This is a genomic window from Corynebacterium sphenisci DSM 44792, assembly GCF_001941505.1.
GTDB lineage: Bacteria > Actinomycetota > Actinomycetes > Mycobacteriales > Mycobacteriaceae > Corynebacterium > Corynebacterium sphenisci.
This window is the reverse complement of record NZ_CP009248.1, coordinates 95638-115187: the sequence shown is the minus strand read 5'-3', so window position 1 is coordinate 115187 and position 19550 is coordinate 95638. Positions and strand designations below refer to the sequence as shown.

The 19550-nt window shown below is 75.3% G+C and carries 19 protein-coding genes and 4 tRNA genes; 11 read left to right on the top strand and 12 right to left on the bottom strand.

All coding sequences use genetic code 11. The features are described 5' to 3' along the window. The first annotated feature begins 46 nt into the window (after nucleotides 1-46). The 3 genes from CSPHI_RS00480 (at nucleotide 47) to CSPHI_RS00470 (ending at nucleotide 3083) form a co-directional block, all read left to right on the top strand. Nucleotides 47-1024 (top strand): diaminopimelate dehydrogenase, encoded by a 978-nt coding sequence (locus tag CSPHI_RS00480; RefSeq protein WP_075691012.1) that lies wholly within the window; start codon nucleotides 47-49, stop codon nucleotides 1022-1024. Nucleotides 1025-1066: 42 nt separating this feature from the next. Then, nucleotides 1067-2230, top strand: a complete 1164-nt coding sequence (locus CSPHI_RS00475; protein WP_075691011.1) for a saccharopine dehydrogenase family protein — start codon at nucleotides 1067-1069, stop codon at nucleotides 2228-2230. Between the two features lie 85 nt (nucleotides 2231-2315). Further along, nucleotides 2316-3083, top strand: coding sequence for a 3-hydroxybutyrate dehydrogenase (locus CSPHI_RS00470; RefSeq protein WP_075691010.1), 768 nt, complete (start codon nucleotides 2316-2318; stop codon nucleotides 3081-3083). Between the two features lie 65 nt (nucleotides 3084-3148). Here the strand turns inward: CSPHI_RS00470 and CSPHI_RS00465 are convergent. The 4 genes from CSPHI_RS00465 to CSPHI_RS00450 form a co-directional block, all read right to left on the bottom strand. After that, nucleotides 3149-3221: transfer RNA gene (locus CSPHI_RS00465), tRNA-Arg, on the bottom strand. 97 nt (nucleotides 3222-3318) lie between these two features. After that, nucleotides 3319-4305 carry an LLM class flavin-dependent oxidoreductase gene (locus tag CSPHI_RS00460; protein WP_075691009.1) on the bottom strand — a complete coding sequence of 329 codons (987 nt, stop codon included), beginning with the start codon at nucleotides 4303-4305 and terminating at the stop codon, nucleotides 3319-3321. A 78-nt stretch (nucleotides 4306-4383) separates the two neighbouring features. Beyond that, nucleotides 4384-4459, bottom strand: a tRNA-Arg gene (locus CSPHI_RS00455). 1 nt (nucleotide 4460) lies between these two features. Continuing rightward, nucleotides 4461-4552, bottom strand: a tRNA-Ser gene (locus tag CSPHI_RS00450). A gap of 72 nt (nucleotides 4553-4624) precedes the next feature. Here CSPHI_RS00450 and CSPHI_RS00445 point away from each other — a divergent pair. Beyond that, nucleotides 4625-5755: a histidinol-phosphate transaminase gene (locus CSPHI_RS00445; RefSeq protein ID WP_075691008.1), complete on the top strand. Its 1131-nt coding sequence runs from the start codon at nucleotides 4625-4627 to the stop codon at nucleotides 5753-5755. 1 nt (nucleotide 5756) lies between these two features. Here the strand turns inward: CSPHI_RS00445 and CSPHI_RS00440 are convergent, their stop codons facing one another. The 3 genes from CSPHI_RS00440 to CSPHI_RS00430 form a co-directional block, all read right to left on the bottom strand. Further along, on the bottom strand, nucleotides 5757-6692 hold the full coding sequence (locus CSPHI_RS00440; RefSeq protein ID WP_075691007.1) for a serine hydrolase: 936 nt from the start codon (nucleotides 6690-6692) through the stop codon (nucleotides 5757-5759). A gap of 21 nt (nucleotides 6693-6713) precedes the next feature. After that, on the bottom strand, nucleotides 6714-7490 hold the full coding sequence (locus CSPHI_RS00435) for a hypothetical protein (protein WP_075691006.1): 777 nt from the start codon (nucleotides 7488-7490) through the stop codon (nucleotides 6714-6716). Nucleotides 7491-7638: 148 nt separating this feature from the next. Further along, a tRNA-Ser gene (locus CSPHI_RS00430) sits at nucleotides 7639-7723 on the bottom strand. 93 nt (nucleotides 7724-7816) lie between these two features. Between CSPHI_RS00430 and CSPHI_RS00425 the strand changes: the two genes are divergently transcribed. After that, nucleotides 7817-8800 (top strand): NAD(P)H-quinone oxidoreductase, encoded by a 984-nt coding sequence (locus tag CSPHI_RS00425; RefSeq protein ID WP_075691005.1) that lies wholly within the window; start codon nucleotides 7817-7819, stop codon nucleotides 8798-8800. On the opposite strand, the gene CSPHI_RS00420 is transcribed toward CSPHI_RS00425, so the two are convergent. Continuing rightward, nucleotides 8797-10068, bottom strand: a complete 1272-nt coding sequence (locus CSPHI_RS00420; protein WP_075691004.1) for an aminotransferase class V-fold PLP-dependent enzyme — start codon at nucleotides 10066-10068, stop codon at nucleotides 8797-8799. The two genes, CSPHI_RS00425 and CSPHI_RS00420, sit on opposite strands and share 4 nt — an antisense overlap. A gap of 169 nt (nucleotides 10069-10237) precedes the next feature. Here CSPHI_RS00420 and wzm point away from each other — a divergent pair, with 169 nt between their 5' ends. The 3 genes from wzm to CSPHI_RS00405 are packed head-to-tail and all read left to right on the top strand — an operon-like array spanning nucleotide 10238 to nucleotide 12964. Then, the gene (gene wzm, locus CSPHI_RS00415; protein WP_075693562.1) at nucleotides 10238-11089 is read left to right on the top strand and encodes a galactan export ABC transporter permease subunit Wzm/RfbD; all 852 of its coding nucleotides are present in this window, start codon (nucleotides 10238-10240) and stop codon (nucleotides 11087-11089) included. Nucleotides 11090-11102: 13 nt separating this feature from the next. Next, entirely contained in the window at nucleotides 11103-11885 is a 783-nt protein-coding gene (gene wzt, locus CSPHI_RS00410; protein ID WP_075691003.1) for a galactan export ABC transporter ATP-binding subunit Wzt/RfbE, read from the top strand. Then, nucleotides 11882-12964 carry a glycosyltransferase gene (locus CSPHI_RS00405; RefSeq protein ID WP_075691002.1) on the top strand — a complete coding sequence of 361 codons (1083 nt, stop codon included), beginning with the start codon at nucleotides 11882-11884 and terminating at the stop codon, nucleotides 12962-12964. The genes wzt and CSPHI_RS00405 overlap by 4 nt, the downstream gene beginning before the upstream one ends. Here CSPHI_RS00405 and CSPHI_RS00400 read toward each other — a convergent pair. The 4 genes from CSPHI_RS00400 to CSPHI_RS00385 form a co-directional block, all read right to left on the bottom strand. After that, nucleotides 12961-14832 (bottom strand): glycosyltransferase, encoded by a 1872-nt coding sequence (locus tag CSPHI_RS00400; RefSeq protein ID WP_075693560.1) that lies wholly within the window; start codon nucleotides 14830-14832, stop codon nucleotides 12961-12963. The genes CSPHI_RS00405 and CSPHI_RS00400 overlap by 4 nt on opposite strands. Before the next feature lie 63 nt (nucleotides 14833-14895). Beyond that, complete coding sequence (locus CSPHI_RS00395; RefSeq protein WP_245803321.1) at nucleotides 14896-15333, bottom strand: GtrA family protein; 438 nt, start codon at nucleotides 15331-15333, stop codon at nucleotides 14896-14898. Beyond that, nucleotides 15330-16244, bottom strand: a complete 915-nt coding sequence (locus CSPHI_RS00390; protein ID WP_075691001.1) for a plasmid pRiA4b ORF-3 family protein — start codon at nucleotides 16242-16244, stop codon at nucleotides 15330-15332. The genes CSPHI_RS00395 and CSPHI_RS00390 overlap by 4 nt, the downstream gene beginning before the upstream one ends. Nucleotides 16245-16367: 123 nt before the next feature. Continuing rightward, nucleotides 16368-16988: a hypothetical protein gene (locus CSPHI_RS00385; protein ID WP_084210149.1), complete on the bottom strand. Its 621-nt coding sequence runs from the start codon at nucleotides 16986-16988 to the stop codon at nucleotides 16368-16370. Nucleotides 16989-17012: 24 nt separating this feature from the next. On the opposite strand from CSPHI_RS00385, the gene CSPHI_RS00380 reads away from it, so the two are divergent. Genes CSPHI_RS00380 through dprE2 form a run of 3 tightly spaced genes read left to right on the top strand, consistent with a single transcriptional unit; the run spans nucleotide 17013 to nucleotide 19547 of the window. Next, a complete protein-coding gene (locus tag CSPHI_RS00380) occupies nucleotides 17013-17243 on the top strand; it encodes a hypothetical protein (RefSeq protein WP_075691000.1) in 231 nt (76 codons plus the stop codon). A gap of 50 nt (nucleotides 17244-17293) precedes the next feature. Next, nucleotides 17294-18760, top strand: coding sequence for a decaprenylphosphoryl-beta-D-ribose oxidase (gene dprE1, locus CSPHI_RS00375; protein WP_075693554.1), 1467 nt, complete (start codon nucleotides 17294-17296; stop codon nucleotides 18758-18760). A gap of 25 nt (nucleotides 18761-18785) precedes the next feature. Continuing rightward, nucleotides 18786-19547 (top strand): decaprenylphospho-beta-D-erythro-pentofuranosid-2-ulose 2-reductase, encoded by a 762-nt coding sequence (dprE2, locus tag CSPHI_RS00370; protein WP_075690999.1) that lies wholly within the window; start codon nucleotides 18786-18788, stop codon nucleotides 19545-19547. Nucleotides 19548-19550: the final 3 nt, after the last annotated feature.

The following is a 19550-nucleotide window of genomic DNA, read 5'->3' as shown; positions in this document are numbered from 1 at the left end:
CCTAGAGTCGGGGAGGAACGTTCACCCGACCCCGGAGGTCCCCCGCATGCCCGCAACCGGCAACCCCATCATCCGCACCGCGATCATCGGCTACGGCAATCTCGGCCGCAGCGTGGAGCGCATCATCGCCGACCAGCCCGACATGGAGCTGGCCGCGGTGTTCTCCCGCCGCGCCGAGGTCGGCTCGGCCGCGCCGACCCTGCCCGCCGACGCGGTCGCCGAGCACGCCGCGGACATCGACGTGGCCTTCATCTGCCTGGGCTCGGCCACCGACGTGCCCGAGCGGGCCCCGGAGCTGGCCCGGCTGGTCACCACCGTGGACACCTACGACAACCACGGGGACCTGCCCCGGCACCGCGCCGCGATGGACGCCGCCGCCCGGGAGACCGGCCACCTGGCGATGGTGGGCACCGGCTGGGACCCGGGCCTGTTCTCCCTCAACCGGGTGCTCGCCGACGCGATCCTGCCGGAGAACTCCCAGATGACCTTCTGGGGGCCGGGGCTCTCCCAGGGCCACTCCGACGCGGTGCGCCGCATCGACGGGGTGATCCGGGCCGTGCAGTACACCAGGCCCCGCCCGGAGGCCATCGAGCGGGTGCGCGCCGGGGAGGCCGCCGGCGTGGACGCCGCCTCCGCGCACCTCCGGCACTGCTACGTCGTCGCCGACCCCGCCGATCAGGAGCGGATCCGGGAGGAGATCGTCACCATGCCCGGCTACTTCGCCGGCTACGAGACCATCGTGGACTTCATCGACGAGGCCACCTTCGACGCCGAGCACGCCGGGATGCCCCATGGCGGCCGGGTGCTCACCCGGGGCCGGGCCGGCGACTCCCACCACGTGGTGGAGTTCGGCCTGCAGCTGGAGCGCAACCCCGATTTCACCGCCGCCGCCCAGGTCGCCTACGGCCGGGCCGCGCACCGGCTGCGCGCCGCCGGGGAGGTCGGCGCCCGCACCGTCCTCGAGGTGCCCCCGCACCTGCTCTCCGCCACCGATCTGGACGAGCTGATCGCGGCGAAGCTCTAGCCCCGGCGGCGGCGGCGCGGATCCGCGGGCAGGATCGGGTCCATGGACATCATCCTCGCCGGCGGCACCGGCTTCGTCGGCCGGCTCACCGCCGAATACCTCGCCGCGCACGCCCCGGCGGGCACCCGGGTGGGCCTGGCCGGGCGCAACCCGGTGCGCCTGGCCGCGGTGCGCGACGCCCTGCCCGGCGCGGACGGCTGGCCGCTGCTGGCCGCCGATCTCAACGACCCGGCCGACGCCGCCCGGGTCGCCGCGGCCGCCCCGGTGGTGGTGAGCACGGTCGGCCCCTACGACCGGCTGGGCCGGCCGCTGGCCGCCGCCTGCGCCCGGGCCGGGGCGGACTACCTGGATCTCACCGGGGAGGTGCTCTTCCACCGGTGGAGCGTGGCGCACCTCGACGCCATCGCCGCCGGCACCGGGGCCCGGCTGGTGCACTCCTGCGGCTTCGACTCGGTGCCCTCGGACATGGCCGTCGCCGAGCTCGCCGCGGCCGCCCCCGGGGAGCTCGCCACGGTGGAGCTGGTGGTGGAGGAGCTCGTCGGCGGGGTCTCCGGGGGCACCGTGGCCTCCCTCAGGGGCCAGCTGGCGGCGATGCGCGCCGACCCCGCCGCCAGGGCGATCGTCGACGACCCCTGGGCGCTGGCCCCCGCCGCCCCCGCCGACCACCGCACCCGGCGCCCGGTGCGGGTCGCCCCCGGCCCCCGCGGCCGGCTGGCCCCCTTCTTCATGGCCCCCTACAACACCCGGCTGGTGCGCCGCTCGGCGATGCTCGCCGGCTACGGGGGGCGCTTCGACTACGCGGAGCGGCTGCGCGTCCGCAGCCCCGCCCGGGCGCTGGCGGTGCGCGCCGGGCTGGCCGCGGGGGCCGCGGCGCTGTACTTCCCGCCGACGGCCCGGCTGCTCGCCCGCCGGCTGCCCGCCCCCGGGGAGGGCCCCACCGCCGCGGAGCGGGCCCGGGGCCGGTTCCGGATGCGCGCGCACGCCCGGACCCGCACCGGCGCCCGCCTGGCGGCGACCGTGGCCCTGGACCGGGATCCCGGCTACGAGGGCACCGCGCTGATGCTCGGCGAGGCGGCGCTGACCCTGCTCCTGGACCGGGATCGGCTGCCCGCCGCGGCCGGGGCGCTCACCCCGGCGACCGGGCTCGGCGCGCCCTACGCGGACCGGCTGCGCGCGGCGGGGATGACCCTGATGGCGCACCCGTGAATGCATAGCCTCACTATGCGGGCGTACCCTGATCGGTGAGCGCGACATACCCCGTCGCCGACATCACCGAGACAGGAGGACCACCATGCGCACCAGCACCCCCGGAGCCGTCGACCTCAGCGGCCGCACCGCCCTCGTCACCGGAGCCGGCTCCGGCATGGGCCACGCCATCGCGAGGACCCTCGCCGCCGCCGGGGCGAAGGTCACCGCCGCCGACCTCGACGAGGAGGCCGCGCACAAGGTCGCCGAGGAGATCGGCGGCGAGGCCTGGGTCGTCGACCTCTCCGACGTGGAATCCCTGGAGGAGCTCAGCCTGGACTGCGACATCCTGGTCAACTGCGCCGGGATCCAGCGGGTGCACGCCATCGAGGAGTTCCCGGCCGCGCAGTGGCGCTTCATCCACCGGCTCATGCTGGAGGCGCCCTTCCTGCTCACCCGGGCCGCGCTGCCGCATATGACCGGCCAGGACTGGGGCCGGATCATCAACATCACCTCCGCCCACGGGCACCGGGCCTCCCGGTACAAGAGCGCCTACGTCGCCGCCAAGCACGGCCTGGAGGGGCTGACCAAGGCCACCGCCCTGGAGGCCGGCGGGCACCGCGTCACCGCCAACTCCATCGCCCCCGGCTACGTGCTCACCCCGCTGGTGCAGGGCCAGGTCGCGGACCAGGCCAAGGAGCGCGGCATCAGCGAGGACGAGGTCTACGACCAGGTCTTCCTGGCCAAGTCCGCCGTCCCGGAGCTACCCACCCCGGAGGATGTCGCGCAGCTGGCGCTGTTCCTCTGCTCCGACGCGGCCGCGGCCATCACCGGCTCCTCGTACAGCATCGACGGCGGCTGGCTGGCGGAGTAACCGGCCGCTCCCCCGCCCCCGGACGCGACAATCCCCGGTCACCGCTGGTGACCGGGGATGTTCCGTGCGCCCGAAGGGATTCGAACCCCTAACCTTCTGATCCGTAGTCAGATGCTCTATCCGTTGAGCTACGGGCGCTCGCGCGTCGCGCGGGCGCGGCCCGTGCAACGAGGGATCACTCTACCCACCGCGCGGGAAAACGCCAAAAACAGCCGCCCACCGGGGCGGATCCGGCTCAGCCGGACAGGCCCAGCGCGGCGGCGGTGAGCTCCACCGAGGCCAGCCGGTCCGGCAGCCGGGTGGCCTGGTGCACCAGGATCAGCTCATCGGCCCCGGACTCCCGGCCGAAGGCGCCGATCTGCTCGCGCACCCGATCCGGATCGCCGACGGCGACGATGCCGAACATCTCCCCCACCCGCCGCCCGGCCGGGGAGTCCAGCAGCAGATCCACCTCCTCCTCGGTGAGCCGGCGGCCCCGGGAGAGCATGGAGCGCACCAGACCGCGGCGCACATGGTGCAGCTGGCGCTCCGCCTCGGCGGCGTCCGCCGCGGCGACGACGTTCATGGTGGCGAAGGCGCGTGGCTCGGCCAGCTGCGCCGAGGGCCGGAAATTCTCCCGGTAGGCGGCGATCGCCTGGTGCAGCGCGGCGGGGGCGAAATGGGAGGCGAAGGCGTAGGGCAGGCCCAGTTCCGCGGCCAGGTGCGCCCCGAACAGGGAGGAGCCGAGGATGTACAGGGGCACGTGGGTGCCCCGGCCCGGGATGGCGTGGATGCCGGGCACCGCCGACTCCTCGCCGAGGTAGCCGCGCAGCTCCCGGACGTCCTCGGGGAAGGTCTCCGCGGCGCGGGCGTCGCGGCGCAGCGCCCGCAGGGTGGCCTGGTCGGTGCCCGGGGCCCGGCCCAGGCCCAGCTCGATCCGGCCCGGGTAGAGGTTCGCCAGGGTGCCGAACTGCTCGGCGACGGTCAGCGGGGCGTGGTTGGGCAGCATCACCCCGCCGGCGCCGAGCAGGATCCGCTCGGTGCGCGCGGCGATCGCGGCGATCAGCACCGCCGGGGCGGAGGAGGCGATCCGGGGCATGTTGTGGTGCTCGGCGTACCAGATCCGCCGGTAGCCGGCGCCTTCGGCGACCCGGGCCAGCTCGACGGAGCCGGCGAGGGCCTCGGCATGGCCCTGCCGGGAGCCGACGGTGGCCAGGTCCAGGATGGATTCGGCGCGGATCACGGGCGCTCCTCGGGGGACGGGGACGGGGACGATCGCGGGCACCCCCGGGCCGCGGTGTCCGCGGGCCGGGGGTGCCGGTGGTGCGCCCGAAGGGATTCGAACCCCTAACCTTCTGATCCGTAGTCAGATGCTCTATCCGTTGAGCTACGGGCGCGTGGCGGAGGCGAGAGGATTCGAACCTCCGGCCCGCCGTGAAGCAGGCAACTCCTTAGCAGGGAGCCCCATTCGGCCGCTCTGGCACGCCTCCGCGCGAGAAGGGAGTCTACCGCCGGGGCGCCCGCGGGGGCAAAAGGCCCCGGCCGCGCCGTATGGTGGGCACATGATTCGCCCCGACCTCGCCCAGATCCCGGCCTACGTCCCCGGCACGGTGGGCGCCGAGATGCTCAAGCTGTCCTCCAACGAGATGACCCTGCCGCCGCTGCCGGCGGTGCAGGCCGCGGTGGCCGATTGCGCCGCCCGCGCGAACCGGTACCCGGACATGGGCGCGGTGGCCCTGCGCGAGGCGCTGGCCGGCTACCTGGGGCTGGACCCGGCCGAGGTGGCGGTGGGCTGCGGCTCCACCGCGCTGTGCCAGCAGCTCATCCAGGCCACCTGCGCCGAGGGTGATGAGGTGATCTTCGCCTGGCGCAGCTTCGAGGCCTACCCGATCCTGGCGCGGGTGGCCGGGGCCACCCCGGTGCCGGTGCCGCTGGACGCCGGCCACCGGCACGACCTGGACGCGATGGCCGCGGCGATCACCGGGCGCACCCGGCTGATCTTCGTGTGCAACCCGAACAACCCCACCGGCACCACGCTCACCGCGGAGGAGCTCGAGGGGTTCCTGGCGAAGGTGCCGGGGGACGTGGTGGTCGCCCTGGACGAGGCCTACCTGGAGTTCGCCGACGGCTTCGACCCGGCCGACCCGGCGGCGGCGCTGCCCGGCACCCCCAATGCGGTGCAGGTGGCGCGGGCGCACCGCAACGTGGTGGGGCTGCGCACCTTCTCCAAGGTGTGGGGCCTGGCCGGGCTGCGGGTGGGCTACCTCTTCGGCGACGCCGGGCTGGTGGAGGCGGTGCAGAAGGTGGCGATCCCCTTCTCCGTGAACGCCCCCGCCCAGGCCGCGGCGCTGGCCTGCCTGGCGGAGGACGCCCGCGCCGAGCTGCTCGGCCGGGTCGGCGAGGTCGCCGCCGAACGCGAGCGGCTCACCCGGATGATCGCCGCCGCCGCCGGGGAGGGCGCGGTGGTGCCCGGGGCGCAGGGCAACTTCCTGTGGATCCCGGAGGACCGGGCCGCGGATCTGGGCCGGGTCGCCGCGGGCGCGGACCCGGCCCCGGCGGACGCGGCCGGGCTGGAGGCGCTGCTGGCCGCCCGCGGGGTGCTGGTGCGCTGCTTCCCCGGGGAGGGCATCCGGGTGACCGTGACCTCCCCGGCGGAGTCGGACCGGCTGCTCGCCGCCCTGGGCCTGGGCTAGGTCAGCGGCAGGCCCCGCCGGTGGCGGGGTGCGCGGCGATGACCTCGGCGAGCTCGTCGAGCATCGCCATGGCGGTGCCGTAGCTGCCGTCATCGGGCAGCGCCGCCACCGCCACGCCGACGAAGGAGCCCGGCAACGGGTCGGCCCGGTAGTCCGGGTAGTCCCCGGCCCGGGCGGGCTTGCCGGCGCCCTTCCCGGCCGGGCCCGGGTCCCGGGCGGGCAGCAGCCCGAACTGGCGCACGAAGTAGGCGCCGTCGTCATCGGGGGACCAGCCGCCCTTGAACCGGGCCCCGGGCACCTCGCCCAGGCCGTAGCGCTGGTCGGCGACGACCTCCCCCATCACCTGGGAGACCACCTCCCCGCCGTCGATGCAGGGCAGGTTCGCGCCGAACACCGCCTGGTCGGCGAGCGTCCAGGGGGTCAGCCCGAAGGGGATGTGCGCCCCGGTGGCGTCGTCCTCGGCGAAGCGGGTGACCTCGTCCCCGCCGTCGCGGAGCACCTCGTCGACGGTCTCCCCGGCCGCCGCCCAGCCGCCCAGGCCCTCCCACAGCGCCTCCGCGCCGTCATTGTCGGACCAGGTCAGGGTGGACTCCACCAGGGGGCCGACCTCCCCCTCGCGGCGCACCGTGGCCACCGCCAGCGGCACCTTGGAGGTGGACCAGGCCGGGCCGCCGTCGAGATCCCCGGCATGGGCGGCGGAGCCGCCGGGCAGCGCCAGGGCCACGCCCATCCGGCCGCCGTACTCGGCCTCGATCCGCTCCACCGCCGCCGCCCACTGCGCGGGCAGCTCCCCCGGCGCCGGCGGTGGATCGGCGGCCTCCGCGGCGGGGGCGCCACGCTCCGGCCCGTCCGCGGCGCAGGCGGCCGCGGCCAGGGGGAGGGCCAGGGCGAGGGCCGCGCTGCCGAGGCGCGCGGCGGGGCTGGGGGCTGCTCGCATGGCGACACCATACCGCCGGGGTTAACTGATGTGCACCACCGCGTTATTGCCGCCGGTGCAGGTGACGTGCTCCCCATCATCGCGGCAGTCCATGGTGTAGGTCCTGCCGGTCACCGGGCTCTCCGCCCGGATGGTGCCGGAGGTCTCCCCGGTGTCCCGGTAGTAGTCGACGAAGGCGTCCCGGACCTCCCTCGTGAAGGGGCAGCTGGTCACGTCCGTGCCCGCCCAGTACAGGTTGAAGTCCCCGGGCTCCCCGGAGCCGCCGCACTTCTCCCAGGCCGGGTCCGGGGTGAAGTCCCGGCGGTTGGGCCGCTCCTCGGTGGTGGTGGTGGAGCTCGTCGTCGACGACGATCCCGTGGTCGGGGCGGTGCCGGCGCCCGGGCCCCCGCCCGGGGCGGCGGTCGGCGCGGAGCCGGCGCCCCCGTCGCCGTCGGCGGAGCGGTACACCCAGTAGCCGATCCCGGCGCCGAGCACGATGGCCAGCACCGCCAGCACCGCGAGCACGCCGACCACCGGCCCGGAGCCGGACCGGGGCGGCGCCGGCTGCGCCGGCGGCACCGGCGGGGCCGGCTGCTGCGGCGGCGGGGCGGCGGCGTAGGGGGAGCCGGACCGGGGCCTGTCCCCGCCCGGGCCGTAAGCCGCCGGCTGGGTCCAGCCGGGGTCGGCCGCGGGCTGCGCCCAGCCCTGCTGCGGGGGCAGCTGCCCGGTGGGCTCGGATTCGGACCAGGCCCGGTCCTGCAGCGGCTCCCAGCGGGGGGCGTCCCCGCCATCGCCCGGTCGGTCTCCGGTTCCGGTCATCGCGGCTCCTCGGTCATCTCGCGCGCCCGGGCGCCCCGGGCGGGCCGGGCCCACCCCGGCACGGTCGCCATTGTGCCCCAGGTCGCGCCGCGGGCACGGGGAAACCCCGGGCCGGGGTGTCCGGCCCGGGGGTTTTCCGCCGGTGCCGCGGAGACGGGGGGATTCGAACCCCCGGTCCCGTGCGGGACGCTCGCTTTCAAGGCGAGTGCATTCGGCCGCTCTGCCACGTCTCCCGGTGCCCGCGCGGCGGCGCGGGCCCCGCCAGACTACCGGCCGCATCGGCGCCGGCCCACCCGGCGGGGCCCTTCCGCGGCTACGGTGGGCTCATGTTGGCTATCGAACAGACCGATCCCGAGGACCCCCGCTCCCTGACCTGGGCGGAGGCCCCCACCCCGCGCCCCACGACCGGGGAGGTGCTGGTCAAGGTCGCCGCCACCGCGGTCAACCGGGCGGATCTGCTGCAGGCCGCCGGGCACTACCCCCCGCCCGCCGGGGAATCGGCCATCCTCGGCCTGGAATGCGGCGGGGTGATCGCCGAGGTGCCCGCCGACGGCTCCGCCGGGGACTGGGCGGTCGGCGAGGAGGTGCTCTGCCTGCTCGCCGGGGGCGGCTACGCCGAGTACGCGGCGGTGCCGGCGGGCCAGCTGATGCGCCCGCCGGCGGGCCTGCCCATGACCGAGGCGGTGTCCCTCGTGGAGGTCGCCTGCACGGTGTGGTCCAACCTGGTCATGACCGCGGGCCTGCGCGCCGGGGAGACGGTGCTCATCCACGGCGGCGCCGGCGGGATCGGCACCTTCGCGATCCAGCTGTGCCGGGCGCTGGGCGCCACCGTGGCGACCACCGCCGGGGGCCCGGCGAAGGTGGCCCGCTGCCGGGAGCTCGGCGCGGACATCGCCATCGACTACCGGGAGGAGGACTTCGCCGAGGTGCTCGCCGACCACGGCGGGGCGGACGTGATCCTGGACATCATAGGCGCGAAGTACCTGGACCGGAACATCCGGGCGCTGGCCCCGGACGGCCGGCTGGTGATCATCGGCATGCAGGGCGGGGTCAAGGGCGAGCTGAACATCGCCCGGCTGCTGGCCAAGCGCGGCAGCGTCACCGCCACCGGGCTGCGCTACCGGGACCGGGCGGACAAGGCCCGGATCGTCGCCGCCACCGCCGCCGGGGCGTGGCCCCTGGTGGAGTCCGGGGCGATCCGGCCGAGCGTGCACCGGGTCATGGACATCCGGGAGGCCGCCGCCGCCCATGATCTGCTCGACTCCGGGGAGGTCAGCGGCAAGCTGGTGCTCACCATCGGCGGGGCCTAGCCCAGGGAGGCCACCGCCCGGACCAGCTGGTCCACGTCGCCGGGGGTGTTGAAGGGCTGCAGGCCCACCGCCACCGCGCCCCCGGCCTCGAACACGCCCATCGCCTCCAGCAGCGCCGAATCCCCCGGCTGCACCGCGGAGGTGACCAGCCCGTTGGCGAGCAGCCGGCGCACCACGTCCACCGCGGGCACCGCGTCGGCGCCATCGCCGACGAGGAAGCTCACCCGGCCCACGGTCTCCGGGGCGGGGCCCTCGGCCTCGGCGGGCACCCCGATGACGTGCACCCGGTCCAGGTTGCCCAGGGCGTCCACCAGCCGCCGGGTCAGCCCGCCGAGGTAGTCCGCGACCTGCGGCAGGGAGGCCTCGATCCGGCGCCGCCGGGTGCCCCGGGCCGCCCGGTCCAGGTCCGCGAGATGCTCCACCGAGGCGGCCACCCCGCCGAGCAGGCCCGGCGCGACCGGGGAGACCTCCAGCCGGTGCGCGCCCCGGGCCCCCGGGGCCAGCGCCAGGGAGGCCAGCCGATCCAGCATGGCGGCGTCCCGGAACACCAGGGCGGCGACATCCGGGCCGCCCCAGGCGGCGGCGTCGAGCAGCACCACGTCCGCGTCCAGGGCGGCCATGTCCACCACCCGGTGCGGGGCGTAGTCGGTGACGTCGACCAGCAGCCACGCCCCCGGGGCGCGGCGGCGCACCTCCGCGGCGATCCCGGCCACCGGGGCGACCACCCCGACATGCGGGTCCGCGGCGGGCACCACCACCAGCCGGGTGCGCGCCCCCACCAGGTCCCGGTACTGCCAGGCGGGCACCTCCCCGGTGGACAGATCCGCCTCCGCCACCCGCACCCGGGCGCCGAACATGTCCGCGGCCCGCTCCACCGGCAGCCGCACCGCCGGCCGGCCCGCCCGGGAGAGCACCACCTCGGTGCCCAGGGTGAGCTGCCGGCGCATCGCGGTCATCAGCTGCTCCACCAGGGCGTGCCGGGAGGCGCCGAGCACCACCGCGTTCGCCCGGCCGCCGACCACGTCGGCGAAGGCGCGGCGGGCGGTCATCGCCATCTGCCCGGCGGCGGCCACGCCCGGCTCCTGCAGCCGGCCGTGGGTGCCGGAGGACGGCTCCGACTTCAGCTTCTTCGGGGCGGTGCGGAAGGAGGTGGCCACCGCCGCGGAGACCCGCTCCGGGATCTGCGCGCACTCCAGGCCGTTGAGGTAGGTCCACCCGTCGGACAGGGACGTGTAGGAGCCGCGCGTCGTGGGGACGTCGAAGGCCATCTCATCCTCTCTGGGGTGCGTCGCCGGCGGCCGCGCCGGCGCCGGTCCGATACCAGACACCCTATCCCCGCAAGGCGGCCCTTAGGGAGCCGACGGGTAGGTTGGGGGCGTGGATTCCAGCTACGAACCCGACCCGGGGGCCGCCGGCCGGGCCGCCGCGGTGGCCCGGATGGTCGGCCGCGACCCGGACCGGCCGGTGCCGCCCTCGCGTTCGCGCACCGTCGCCGCCGCCTGGGCCGACCTCTCCCGCGGCTTCGGCCAGCGCGAGCTGTGGCTGCAGCTGGGCTGGCAGGACATCAAGCAGCGCTACCGGCGCTCCACCCTGGGCCCGCTGTGGATCACCATCGCCACCGGGGCGATGGCCCTGGCCCTGGGCCTGCTGTACTCCCTGCTCTTCCAGCAGGATCTGGGCTTCTTCCTGCCGCATGTCACCGTCGGCCTCATCGTGTGGGGCTTCATCTCCGGCTGCGTGCGCGACGGGGCGCAGGTGTTCATCGAGAACGAGGGGCTGATCAAGCAGCTGCCCAGCGCGCTGAGCGTGCACGTCTACCGGCTGGTGTGGCGCCAGCTGCTCTTCCTGGCGCACAACATGATCATCTGGGCGATCCTGGTGGCGGTGTTCCGCCCGCACCTGGGCTGGTCCTTCTGGCTGGCGGTGCCCGGGTTCGCGCTGCTGGTCGCCAACGGGGTGTGGGTGACCATGTTCTTCGGCATCGTCTCCACCCGGTACCGGGACATCGCCCCGCTGCTGGACTCGCTCATCCAGCTGGTGTTCTACATGACCCCCATCGTGTGGACCACCCGCACCCTGCAGGAGCAGGGCGGGGCGGTGGCGCAGCGGGCCCGGATCGCCGAGATCAACCCGCTGTACCACTACCTGGAGATCGTGCGGGCCCCGCTCACCGGCCAGCCGCTGGCCGCCTACCACTGGTGGATCGTGCTCGCCTGCACCGCGGCGGGGCTGCTGCTGGCCCTGGCCGCGATGCGGCAGTGGCGCTCCCGGGTCAGCTACTGGGTGTAGCGGAAAGGACGACATGGTCTCAATCGACACCTACGGCGCCTGCGTGGACTTCCCCATCTTCGACGCGAAGTCCCGGTCCATGAAGAAGGCCTTCCTCGGCGCCGCCGGCGGGGCGATCGGGCGCAACGACTCCAATGTGGTGGTGGTGGAGGCGCTGCGCGATATCGACCTGCACCTGCGCACCGGGGACCGGGTGGGCCTGGTCGGGCACAACGGGGCCGGCAAGTCCACCCTGCTGCGGCTGCTGTCCGGGATCTACGAGCCCACCCGCGGATCGGCGGTGGTGCGCGGCCGGGTGGCCCCGGTGTTCGACCTGGGCGTGGGCATGGACCCGGAGATCTCCGGGCTGGAGAACATCATCATCCGGGGGCTGTTCCTGGGCCAGTCCCGGGCCCGGATGCGCGCCAAGCTCGACGACATCGCCGAGTTCACCGAGCTCGGCGACTACCTGCACATGCCGCTGCGCACCTACTCCACCGGGATGCGGGTGCGCCTGGCCCTGGGCGTGGTGACCTCCATCGAACCGGAGATCCTGCTGCTCGACGAGGGCATCGGCGCCGTCGACGCGGCCTTCCTGGCCAAGGCCCGGGACCGGCTGCGCGACCTCGTCGCCCGATCCGGGATACTGGTGTTCGCCTCCCATTCCAACGAGTTCCTCGCCCAGCTCTGCGACACGGCGCTGTGGGTCGACCACGGCGAGATCCGGGCCGCCGGGGCGGTGGACGAGATCGTGGCGGCCTACGAGGGGCCGGAGGCGGCCCGGCACGTGCGCGAGATCCTGAAGGAGAAGAAGTGAGCCCATCCCAGCACCCGGCGGAGCCCGCCGAGGCGGCCGAGGCGGTCGCCGCGGTGGTGGTCACCCACGACCGGCTGGATTCCCTGGCCGCGTCCCTGGAGGCGGTGGTGGGCCAGTCCCGGCCGCCGCGCTGGCTGCTGGTGGTGGACAACGCCCACGACGCCCGGGTGCGCGCCCTGGTGGAGTCCCTCGACGGGGAGTCCGGGGTGGCGGCGCACTACCTGGGTTCGCGGACCAACCTGGGCGGCGCCGGCGGGTTCGCGCACGGCATGCTGCACGCCCTGGCGCTCGGCGCGGACTGGGTGTGGTGCGCCGACGACGACGGCCGGCCCGAGGGCCCGGAGGTGCTCGCCGAGCTGCTCGACTGCGCCGCCCGCCATGAACTGGCCGCGGTGAGCCCGCTGGTGCTCAACATCGCCGACGCCACGAAGCTGGCCTTCCCGCTGCGCCGCGGCCTGGCCTGGCGGCGCACCCGCGATGAGCTGGTCGCCGGCGGCGCCGACCCCCGGCTGCCCGCGGTGGACGACGACTCCGGGCGGCGCTGGTACGTCAACTTCGCCTCCGCGGAGGCCGCCACCGGCCGGCCCGCCCCGGCGGGGGTGGACCCGGTGGACCGGGACCGGGATCTGCTGCCCGGGATCGCCAGCCTGTTCAACGGGGCGCTGCTCTCCGCCGGGGCCCTGGCCCGGGTGGGGGTGCCCGACTACCGGCTGTTCATCCGCGGCGACGAGGTGGAGTTCCACCGCCGGCTGGCCCGCTCCGGGCTGCGCTTCGGCACCTGCCTGACCACCGCCTACCTGCACCCCTCGGGCACCGGGGAGTTCCTGCCGATCCTGGGCGGGCGGATGCACGCCCAGTACCCGGCGGACGAGGCCAAGCGCTACTTCACCTACCGCAACCGCGGCTACCTGATGAGCCGGCCCGGGATGCGCCGGCTGCTGCCCCAGGAGTACGCCCGCTTCGCCTGGTTCTTCCTGGTGGTGCGCCGGGATCCGGCCGGGTTCGTGCGCTGGTGGGCGCTGCAGCGCCGCGGCCGCCGGGAGCGCTTCGCCCCCTTCCGGCCGCGGGGCCGGCGCTAGGCGCGGCCGGCGCGGGGCGCGCCCTCGAACAGCGGGGCCCAGTTCCCCGGGGAGGCCAGGTCCGCGGCGGCCGCCGCCCAGCGCTCCCGGTGCGCCGGCCATTCCCCGGCGAGCCGGCGCAGCAGGCCGACCAGCTCGGCGCGCAGCCGCAGCTCCAGCTCCCGGTCGCGCACCAGATGGCGCACCCCGGACTGGGAGGCGTCGGTGACCCACACCTCGTCGAAGGTGGACAGGTGCCACCAGAAGGCGTCCTCGTGGGACACCGCCACCGGCCCCGGGCGGCGCCGGCCGAGCTGGGTGTAGGCCACCCGCTTGGCCAGGGTGCGATCCACCGAGGCGATCTCCCGGGTCGGCGGGCGCACCGGGTCCAGCCCGGCGGGCAGCTCGGCGGCGGGCAGCACCCGGGTCTCCGGGTGCTCCGCGCGGCCGGCGGCGATCCGGGCGAGATCCCCGGCGCTGCCGTGGTCGAGCACCCCCGGCCCGGCGAGGGCGTCGCGCACCGCCTGCAGCTGGGTCCAGGCCAGCCCGTAGCGCATGGACACCAGGGTGGTGCCGATCATCCGGCCCACGGTGGCGGCCATGGTGCGCCCGCCGGCGGCGCCGGCCGGGCCGTGCAGGGCGGCGGCGATGAGCCCGTTGCGCAGGGAGAAGTAGGCGCCGACGCCGTCGACGTCCTTCCAGTAGAAGTCGGCGTGCCACACCGCCGCCCCGGGCACCGTGTCCGTGGGGTAGCCGTGCGCGGCGGCGCGGTGGCCGTAGTCGATGTCGTCGTACTGGAAGAACAGCGGCAGCGCCAGGCCGATGTCCTCGATCACGGTGGAGGGCACCAGGCAGGACCACCAGGCGTTGTAGTCCACGCCCAGGCGGCGCAGCTGGTGGTGCTCCCGGACGTCGACGTCGGCCTTGGCGTAGAGCGGGTCGTTGAGCACCACGTTGAGCCCCGCCCAGTCGAAGCGCTCCCCGGTGCGGAACAGGTGCGTGGGGTTGTACAGGAAGAGCATCTGCGCGCCGAGCAGCATCGGCCGGGTGGCGTAGCGGCCCAGGGCGGACAGCCGCAGCGTGGTCTCCGGCTCCGGGCGGATGTCGTCGTCGGTGAGCAGCACCAGGCACTCCCCGGCGGCGCAGGCGTCGCGCATGCCCCGGGAGAACCCGCCGGCGCCGCCCAGGTTCGGCTGGGCCACCACCTGCAGCCGGTCGCCGAGGGTCTCCCGGGCGGCGGCGAAGGCGGGCTCGTCGGCGGGGTGCCGGTCGCCCTGATCCACCACCCGGATGGCGCGCACCCGCTCCAGGGCCGGCGGGTCGGCGGCGAGGGTGGCCACCGTGTGCGCGCAGTCCGCGGGCCGGTTGAAGGTGCAGATCACCAGGTCGGTGGGCACGTCCCGGGCGGCCAGGTCGGCCGGGGCGGTGAAGCGCACCCGGCGCACCCCGCCGCCGGCGGGCCCGGTGCCCACGGCCACGTGCACCGCGCCGCCGTCGGCGTAGCGGTCCAGGGGCACCTCCACGGCGATCTCCGCCGGGCCGGCGGCGTCGGCGGGCACCGCCGCCGCCCCGATCAGGGCGACGTGGCCGCCGATGTCCTCGGCGCAGGCGCGCACCCGCACCCCCGGGTCCGCCTCGGCGCGCAGGATGACCCGGTCCACGCCGGTCCAGCGCTGCCAGTGCCCGGCGCGCAGCCGCCCGAAGTAGGTGTCCGTGCGCACCGTGGTGCGCGGGGCCAGCTCGATGGCCTCCCGGCCGGCGGAGAGCACCTCCCCGGAGCCGTCGACGCGCCAGTACAGGCCCTCGTCGACCCAGGGGGCGGGGGGCGCGAAGAGCACCCGCTGGATGGTCTGCTCCCCGCCGGCGGCGGGGCTGGTCGAGCCGCTCATGTCGTTCACGCCATTCAGGGTATCGGCGCGCCGATCGGCGCCGCGGCGGCGGGGGTGGCCCGCTCAGCGCACCCGGAAGATCACGGTGCGCTGCACCACGAAGTTGATCACCGTGGCCACGCCCTGGGCGACCACGAAGGCCCCCGCCTGGGCGGCGCCGAGCGCCCAGCCGGCCTCGGACAGCGCCGGCCGGAGCACCACGAAGATCCCGGTCTGGGTGGCGTAGGTGGCCAGGTAGAGCACCGCCACCGCGGCGGTGCGGGCCACGGTGGGGGCGGCCCGGAAGGTCCACCGGGCGTTGATCAGGTAGGCGGTGAGGGTGCCCAGCACCCAGCCCCCGGTCTTGCCCGCGAAATCCGACCAGCCGGCTAGGTTGAGCAGCGCCGCGGTGACCCCGAAGTCCACCACCGCGGCGATCACCCCGGAGATGATGAAGCGGGTCAGCTGGGTGCGCAGCCCATGCTCGTCGCGGGCCGGGGCGGCGGGGTCGGTGATGCTCACCCCGGGGATGGTACCCGCTGGCGGCGCAGCGCCTCGCGCAGCAGCTCCAGGCGGGCGTCCGCGGGCAGCCGGTCGGGGCCGAGCACCCGCACCCGGCGCAGCACCTCCAGGGTGGCCGCGCACAGCGCCTCCACGTCCTCCCCGCCGAGCCGGTAGCCGTCGTCGCGGCACCAGGCCAGCCGGTCCATGGTGTGCGTGGCGATATCGTGCCGGGCGTCGTCGTCGACCAGGGCGGCCAGGCAGAGCAGGCTCACCCAGGCCGCGTCCCGGCCGGCGGCGTCGTCGACCGGGTTCTCCGCCGGCAACGAGCGCATCAGCGCCGCCGCCGCCGGATCGCAGTCGGTCTCCCGCCGGAGATCCAGGGCCTGCAGCAGGGGCACGAACTCCACCGCCCCGGCCCGCTCCACCAGGTCGGCGACCTCCGGCCGGGCCCCGGCGAGGATCCGGGCGGCGGATTCGGCCCCGGTGAGCTCCAGGTTCAGCGCGGCGACGTCCACGTCCGCGCCCGGGGCGGCGGCGCCGGGGCCGTGCCCGGAGCCGCCGATGCACAGCACGTCCGGGGTGGCCCGGTCCCGGGCGAAGGCCTCCCGCACCTCCAGCCGGTGCTCCCACAGCCCCCAGCCCCACACCAGGTGGTCGCCGGGCTCGGCGAGGACCTCCCCCACCAGCCGATCCCCGGGGATCCGCGCCCCGTCCACGGAGAAGGACCAGGGCGCGGCGGCGTCCGGCCAGCCGAAGAGCACCCGCAGCGCCTCACCGAGCCGGTTCAGCGGCAGCCGGTCGTTGACCCCGAACAGCCGGGTGACGGTCTCCGGTTCCGCGGACAGGGCGGCCCCGATGATGAGGGTGGCCGGCTCGATCTCCGCGCGCGCCCCCGGGAAGGCGATGATGTTGCCCCGGTCCGTCGACATGCCACCGATGGTAGGGGCGCCGCGGCGACCTGGCCGCCGGGCGCCGGGACGGGTATGGCGCGGCCGAAACCCCTTAGTCCCAGCTCAGCGGCCCGACCCGGGGGCCATCGCCGACACCCCCGATCAGTGCAGGACCAGCGGCAGGGGCACCGGGTCGGTGCCGCGGGGCCCGCGCAGCCAGTCCCGGCGGCGCCGCTGCGAGTCCACCTCCGCCCAGGCCTCGGCCAGCGCCTCCAGCCCCCGGGCCCAGCCCAGGGCGGCCGCCGCGGCGGGTTCGCCGACATGGGGGAAGTCGATGGGCGCCGGGTCGGGCAGCTCCGGCAGCCGGGGGGCGGTGAGGGTGCCCCGGCCGGGCCGGGCCCGCTCCGCCGCGGCCCGGTCCCGGATCCGCCCCACTACGGCGCGCAGCTCCGCGACGGTGGCCGCCGGGTCCATCCGGGGCAGGTCCGCCAGCGCCGGCGCCGCCCAGTCCGGGACGACGGCGTCGACCTGCAGCACCGCGCATCCGGCGAGCACCCGGGCCAGTTCCGCGGCGCCGTCCCCGGGCCCGGTGAGCCAGGCCCCGGAGAGCCGGTCCCCGCTCGCCGCGGGGGCGAGCTCCACATGCCATACGGCCAGGGCCTCCCCGCCGGCGTCGGCGACCACCGCCACGGTGGCCGGGGCGTCGGCGGCGAAGGCCCCGCCGATCACGTCGACCCCGGCGTCGGCGGCGGCCGGGTCCTCGGGTGCGGGGGGCGTGCTCATGGTGCACAGGATAGTGTGCCGGGCATGTTCGGATTCCTCCGCAAGAAGAAGGCCCCGCAGACCTACATCGCCGCCGAGCGCACGAACACCCCGCTGAGCCCGGAGCTGACCCGGATGGTCGCCGAGGAGCTGCCGCTGCTGGACTCCACCAGCCGGGCCCGGGTGTACGAGATCCTGCGGGAGCACACCGGGCCGGTGATCACCGAGCAGGCGGACCTGCCCGAGGAGCTGCGCCGCATGCTGGACCTGGACTGATCCCCGCGCCTGCGCGCCCGCGGGCCCCGGCGCGGGTAGCCTCGGCGATGATGCGGAAGAACACGGGCAAGTCCGGCACCCCTGCTTCGAACGGTGCCCCCGGAGCCCTGCACACAGAAGCCAGGACCCTCACCGGCTGGGGCCGCACCGCCCCGACCACCGCCGAGGTCCTGTCCACCGGCGACGTCGAGCAGATCGCGGCGGCGGTGCGGATGGTCGCCGAGCGCAATGACGGCGCCCCCGCGCACGCCGCCCGCGGCGTGATCGCCCGCGGCATGGGCCGCTCCTACGGCGACCCGGCGCAGAACGCCGGCGGCCTGGTCGTGGACATGCGGCCGCTGAACCGGATCCACTCCATCGACCCCGATGCCGCGATCGTGGACGTCGACGCCGGGGTCACCCTGGACCAGCTGATGAAGGCGGCGCTGCCCTACGGGCTGTGGGTGCCGGTGCTGCCCGGCACCCGGCAGGTCACCGTGGGCGGGGCGATCGGCCCGGACATCCACGGCAAGAACCACCATTCCGCCGGCTCCTTCGGCGACCACGTCGCCTCCATGGAGCTGCTCATCGCCGACGGCCGGATCCTGCACCTGGAGCCGGAGGGCAGCGCCGACGACCCGGACGGGTCGATCTTCTGGGCCACCGTCGGCGGGATGGGCCTCACCGGCATCATCCTGCGCGCCCGGATCCGGATGACCCGCACCGAGACCGCCTACTTCATCGCCGACGGGGATCTCACCGGGAGCCTCGACGAGACCATCGCCTTCCACTCCGACGGCTCCGAGGTGAACTACACCTACTCCTCGGCCTGGTTCGACGCGATCTCCCCGGAGCCGAAGCTCGGCCGGGCGGCGATCTCCCGCGGCAGCCTGGCCACCCTGGCCCAGCTGGAGGAGCTCGCCCCGAAGCTGGCGAAGGACCCGCTGAAGTTCAACGCCCCCCAGCTGGTCACGGTGCCGGACATCTTCCCCTCCTGGACCATGAACAAGCTGTCCATGGTGGCGATCGGGGAGCTGTGGTGGCTGAAATCCGGCACCTACCGCAACCAGGTGCAGAACCTGACGCAGTTCTACCAGCCGCTGGATCTGATCGGGGAATGGAACCGCGGCTACGGCAAGCGGGGTTTCCTGCAGTACCAGTTCGTGGTGCCCACCGAGGCCGTCGACGCCTTCAAGGGCATCATCCGGGACATCCAGGGCTCCGGGCACTACTCGGCGCTCAACGTGTTCAAGCTCTTCGGCGAGGGCAACCGGGCCCCGCTGTCCTACCCGATGCCGGGCTGGAACGTGTGCGTGGACTTCCCGATCAAGGCCGGGCTGGGCTCCTTCCTCGACGATCTGGACGCCCGGGTGCGCGAGTTCGGCGGCCGGCTGTACCTGGCGAAGGAGTCGCGCACCTCCGCGGAGACCTTCCACGCCATGTACCCGGGGATGGCGGACTGGCTGCGGCTGCGCCGTGAGCTCGACCCCACCGGGGTGTTCGCCTCCGACATGAGCCGCCGGCTCGAACTGAACTAGCCGCCGAGAACCCAAGGAGCATCACATGATCAACGCAGTGGGCGCGCCCCAGTCCATCCTCGTCCTCGGCGGCACCAGCGAAATCGGCCTGGCGATCACCGCCGAGTTCCTCCGCCGCGGCCCGGCCCGGGTGATCCTGGCCGCCCTGGCCGACGATCCCGGCCGGGAGGCCGCCGCGGCGGCGATGCGCGAGGCCGGCGCCGCCGAGGTGGAGCTGCTCGACTTCGACGCCGCGGACTTCGACTCCCATCCGGCGGTGGTCGACGCCGCCTTCGCCGGCGGCGACGTCGACGTGTGCATCGTCGCCTTCGGGCTGCTCGGCGAGGCCGAGGAGCTGTGGCGCGATCAGCGCAAGGCGGTGCAGATCGCCCAGGTGAACTACACCGGGGCGGTGTCGATGGGGGTGCTCGTCGGCGAGCGCTTCCGCCGGCAGGGCCACGGCCAGTTCATCGCCATGTCCTCGGTGGCCGGGGAGCGGGTGCGCCGCTCCAACTTCGTCTACGGCTCCACCAAGGCCGGGCTGGACGGGTTCTACCTCTGCCTCGGCGAGGCCCTGGAGGAGTACGGGGTGCGGACCCTGGTGATCCGCCCCGGCCAGGTGCGCACCCGGATGTCCGCCGGGGTGGCGGAGGCCCCGCTGACCGTGGACAAGGAGGAGGTCGCCAAACTCGCGGTGGCCTCCGTGGACAAGGGCCGGCGCCTGGTGTGGGCGCCGCCGGCCTTCCAGGCGGTGATGATGGTGCTCAAGCACATCCCGCGCCCGATCTTCCGCCGGCTGCCGATCTAGGCC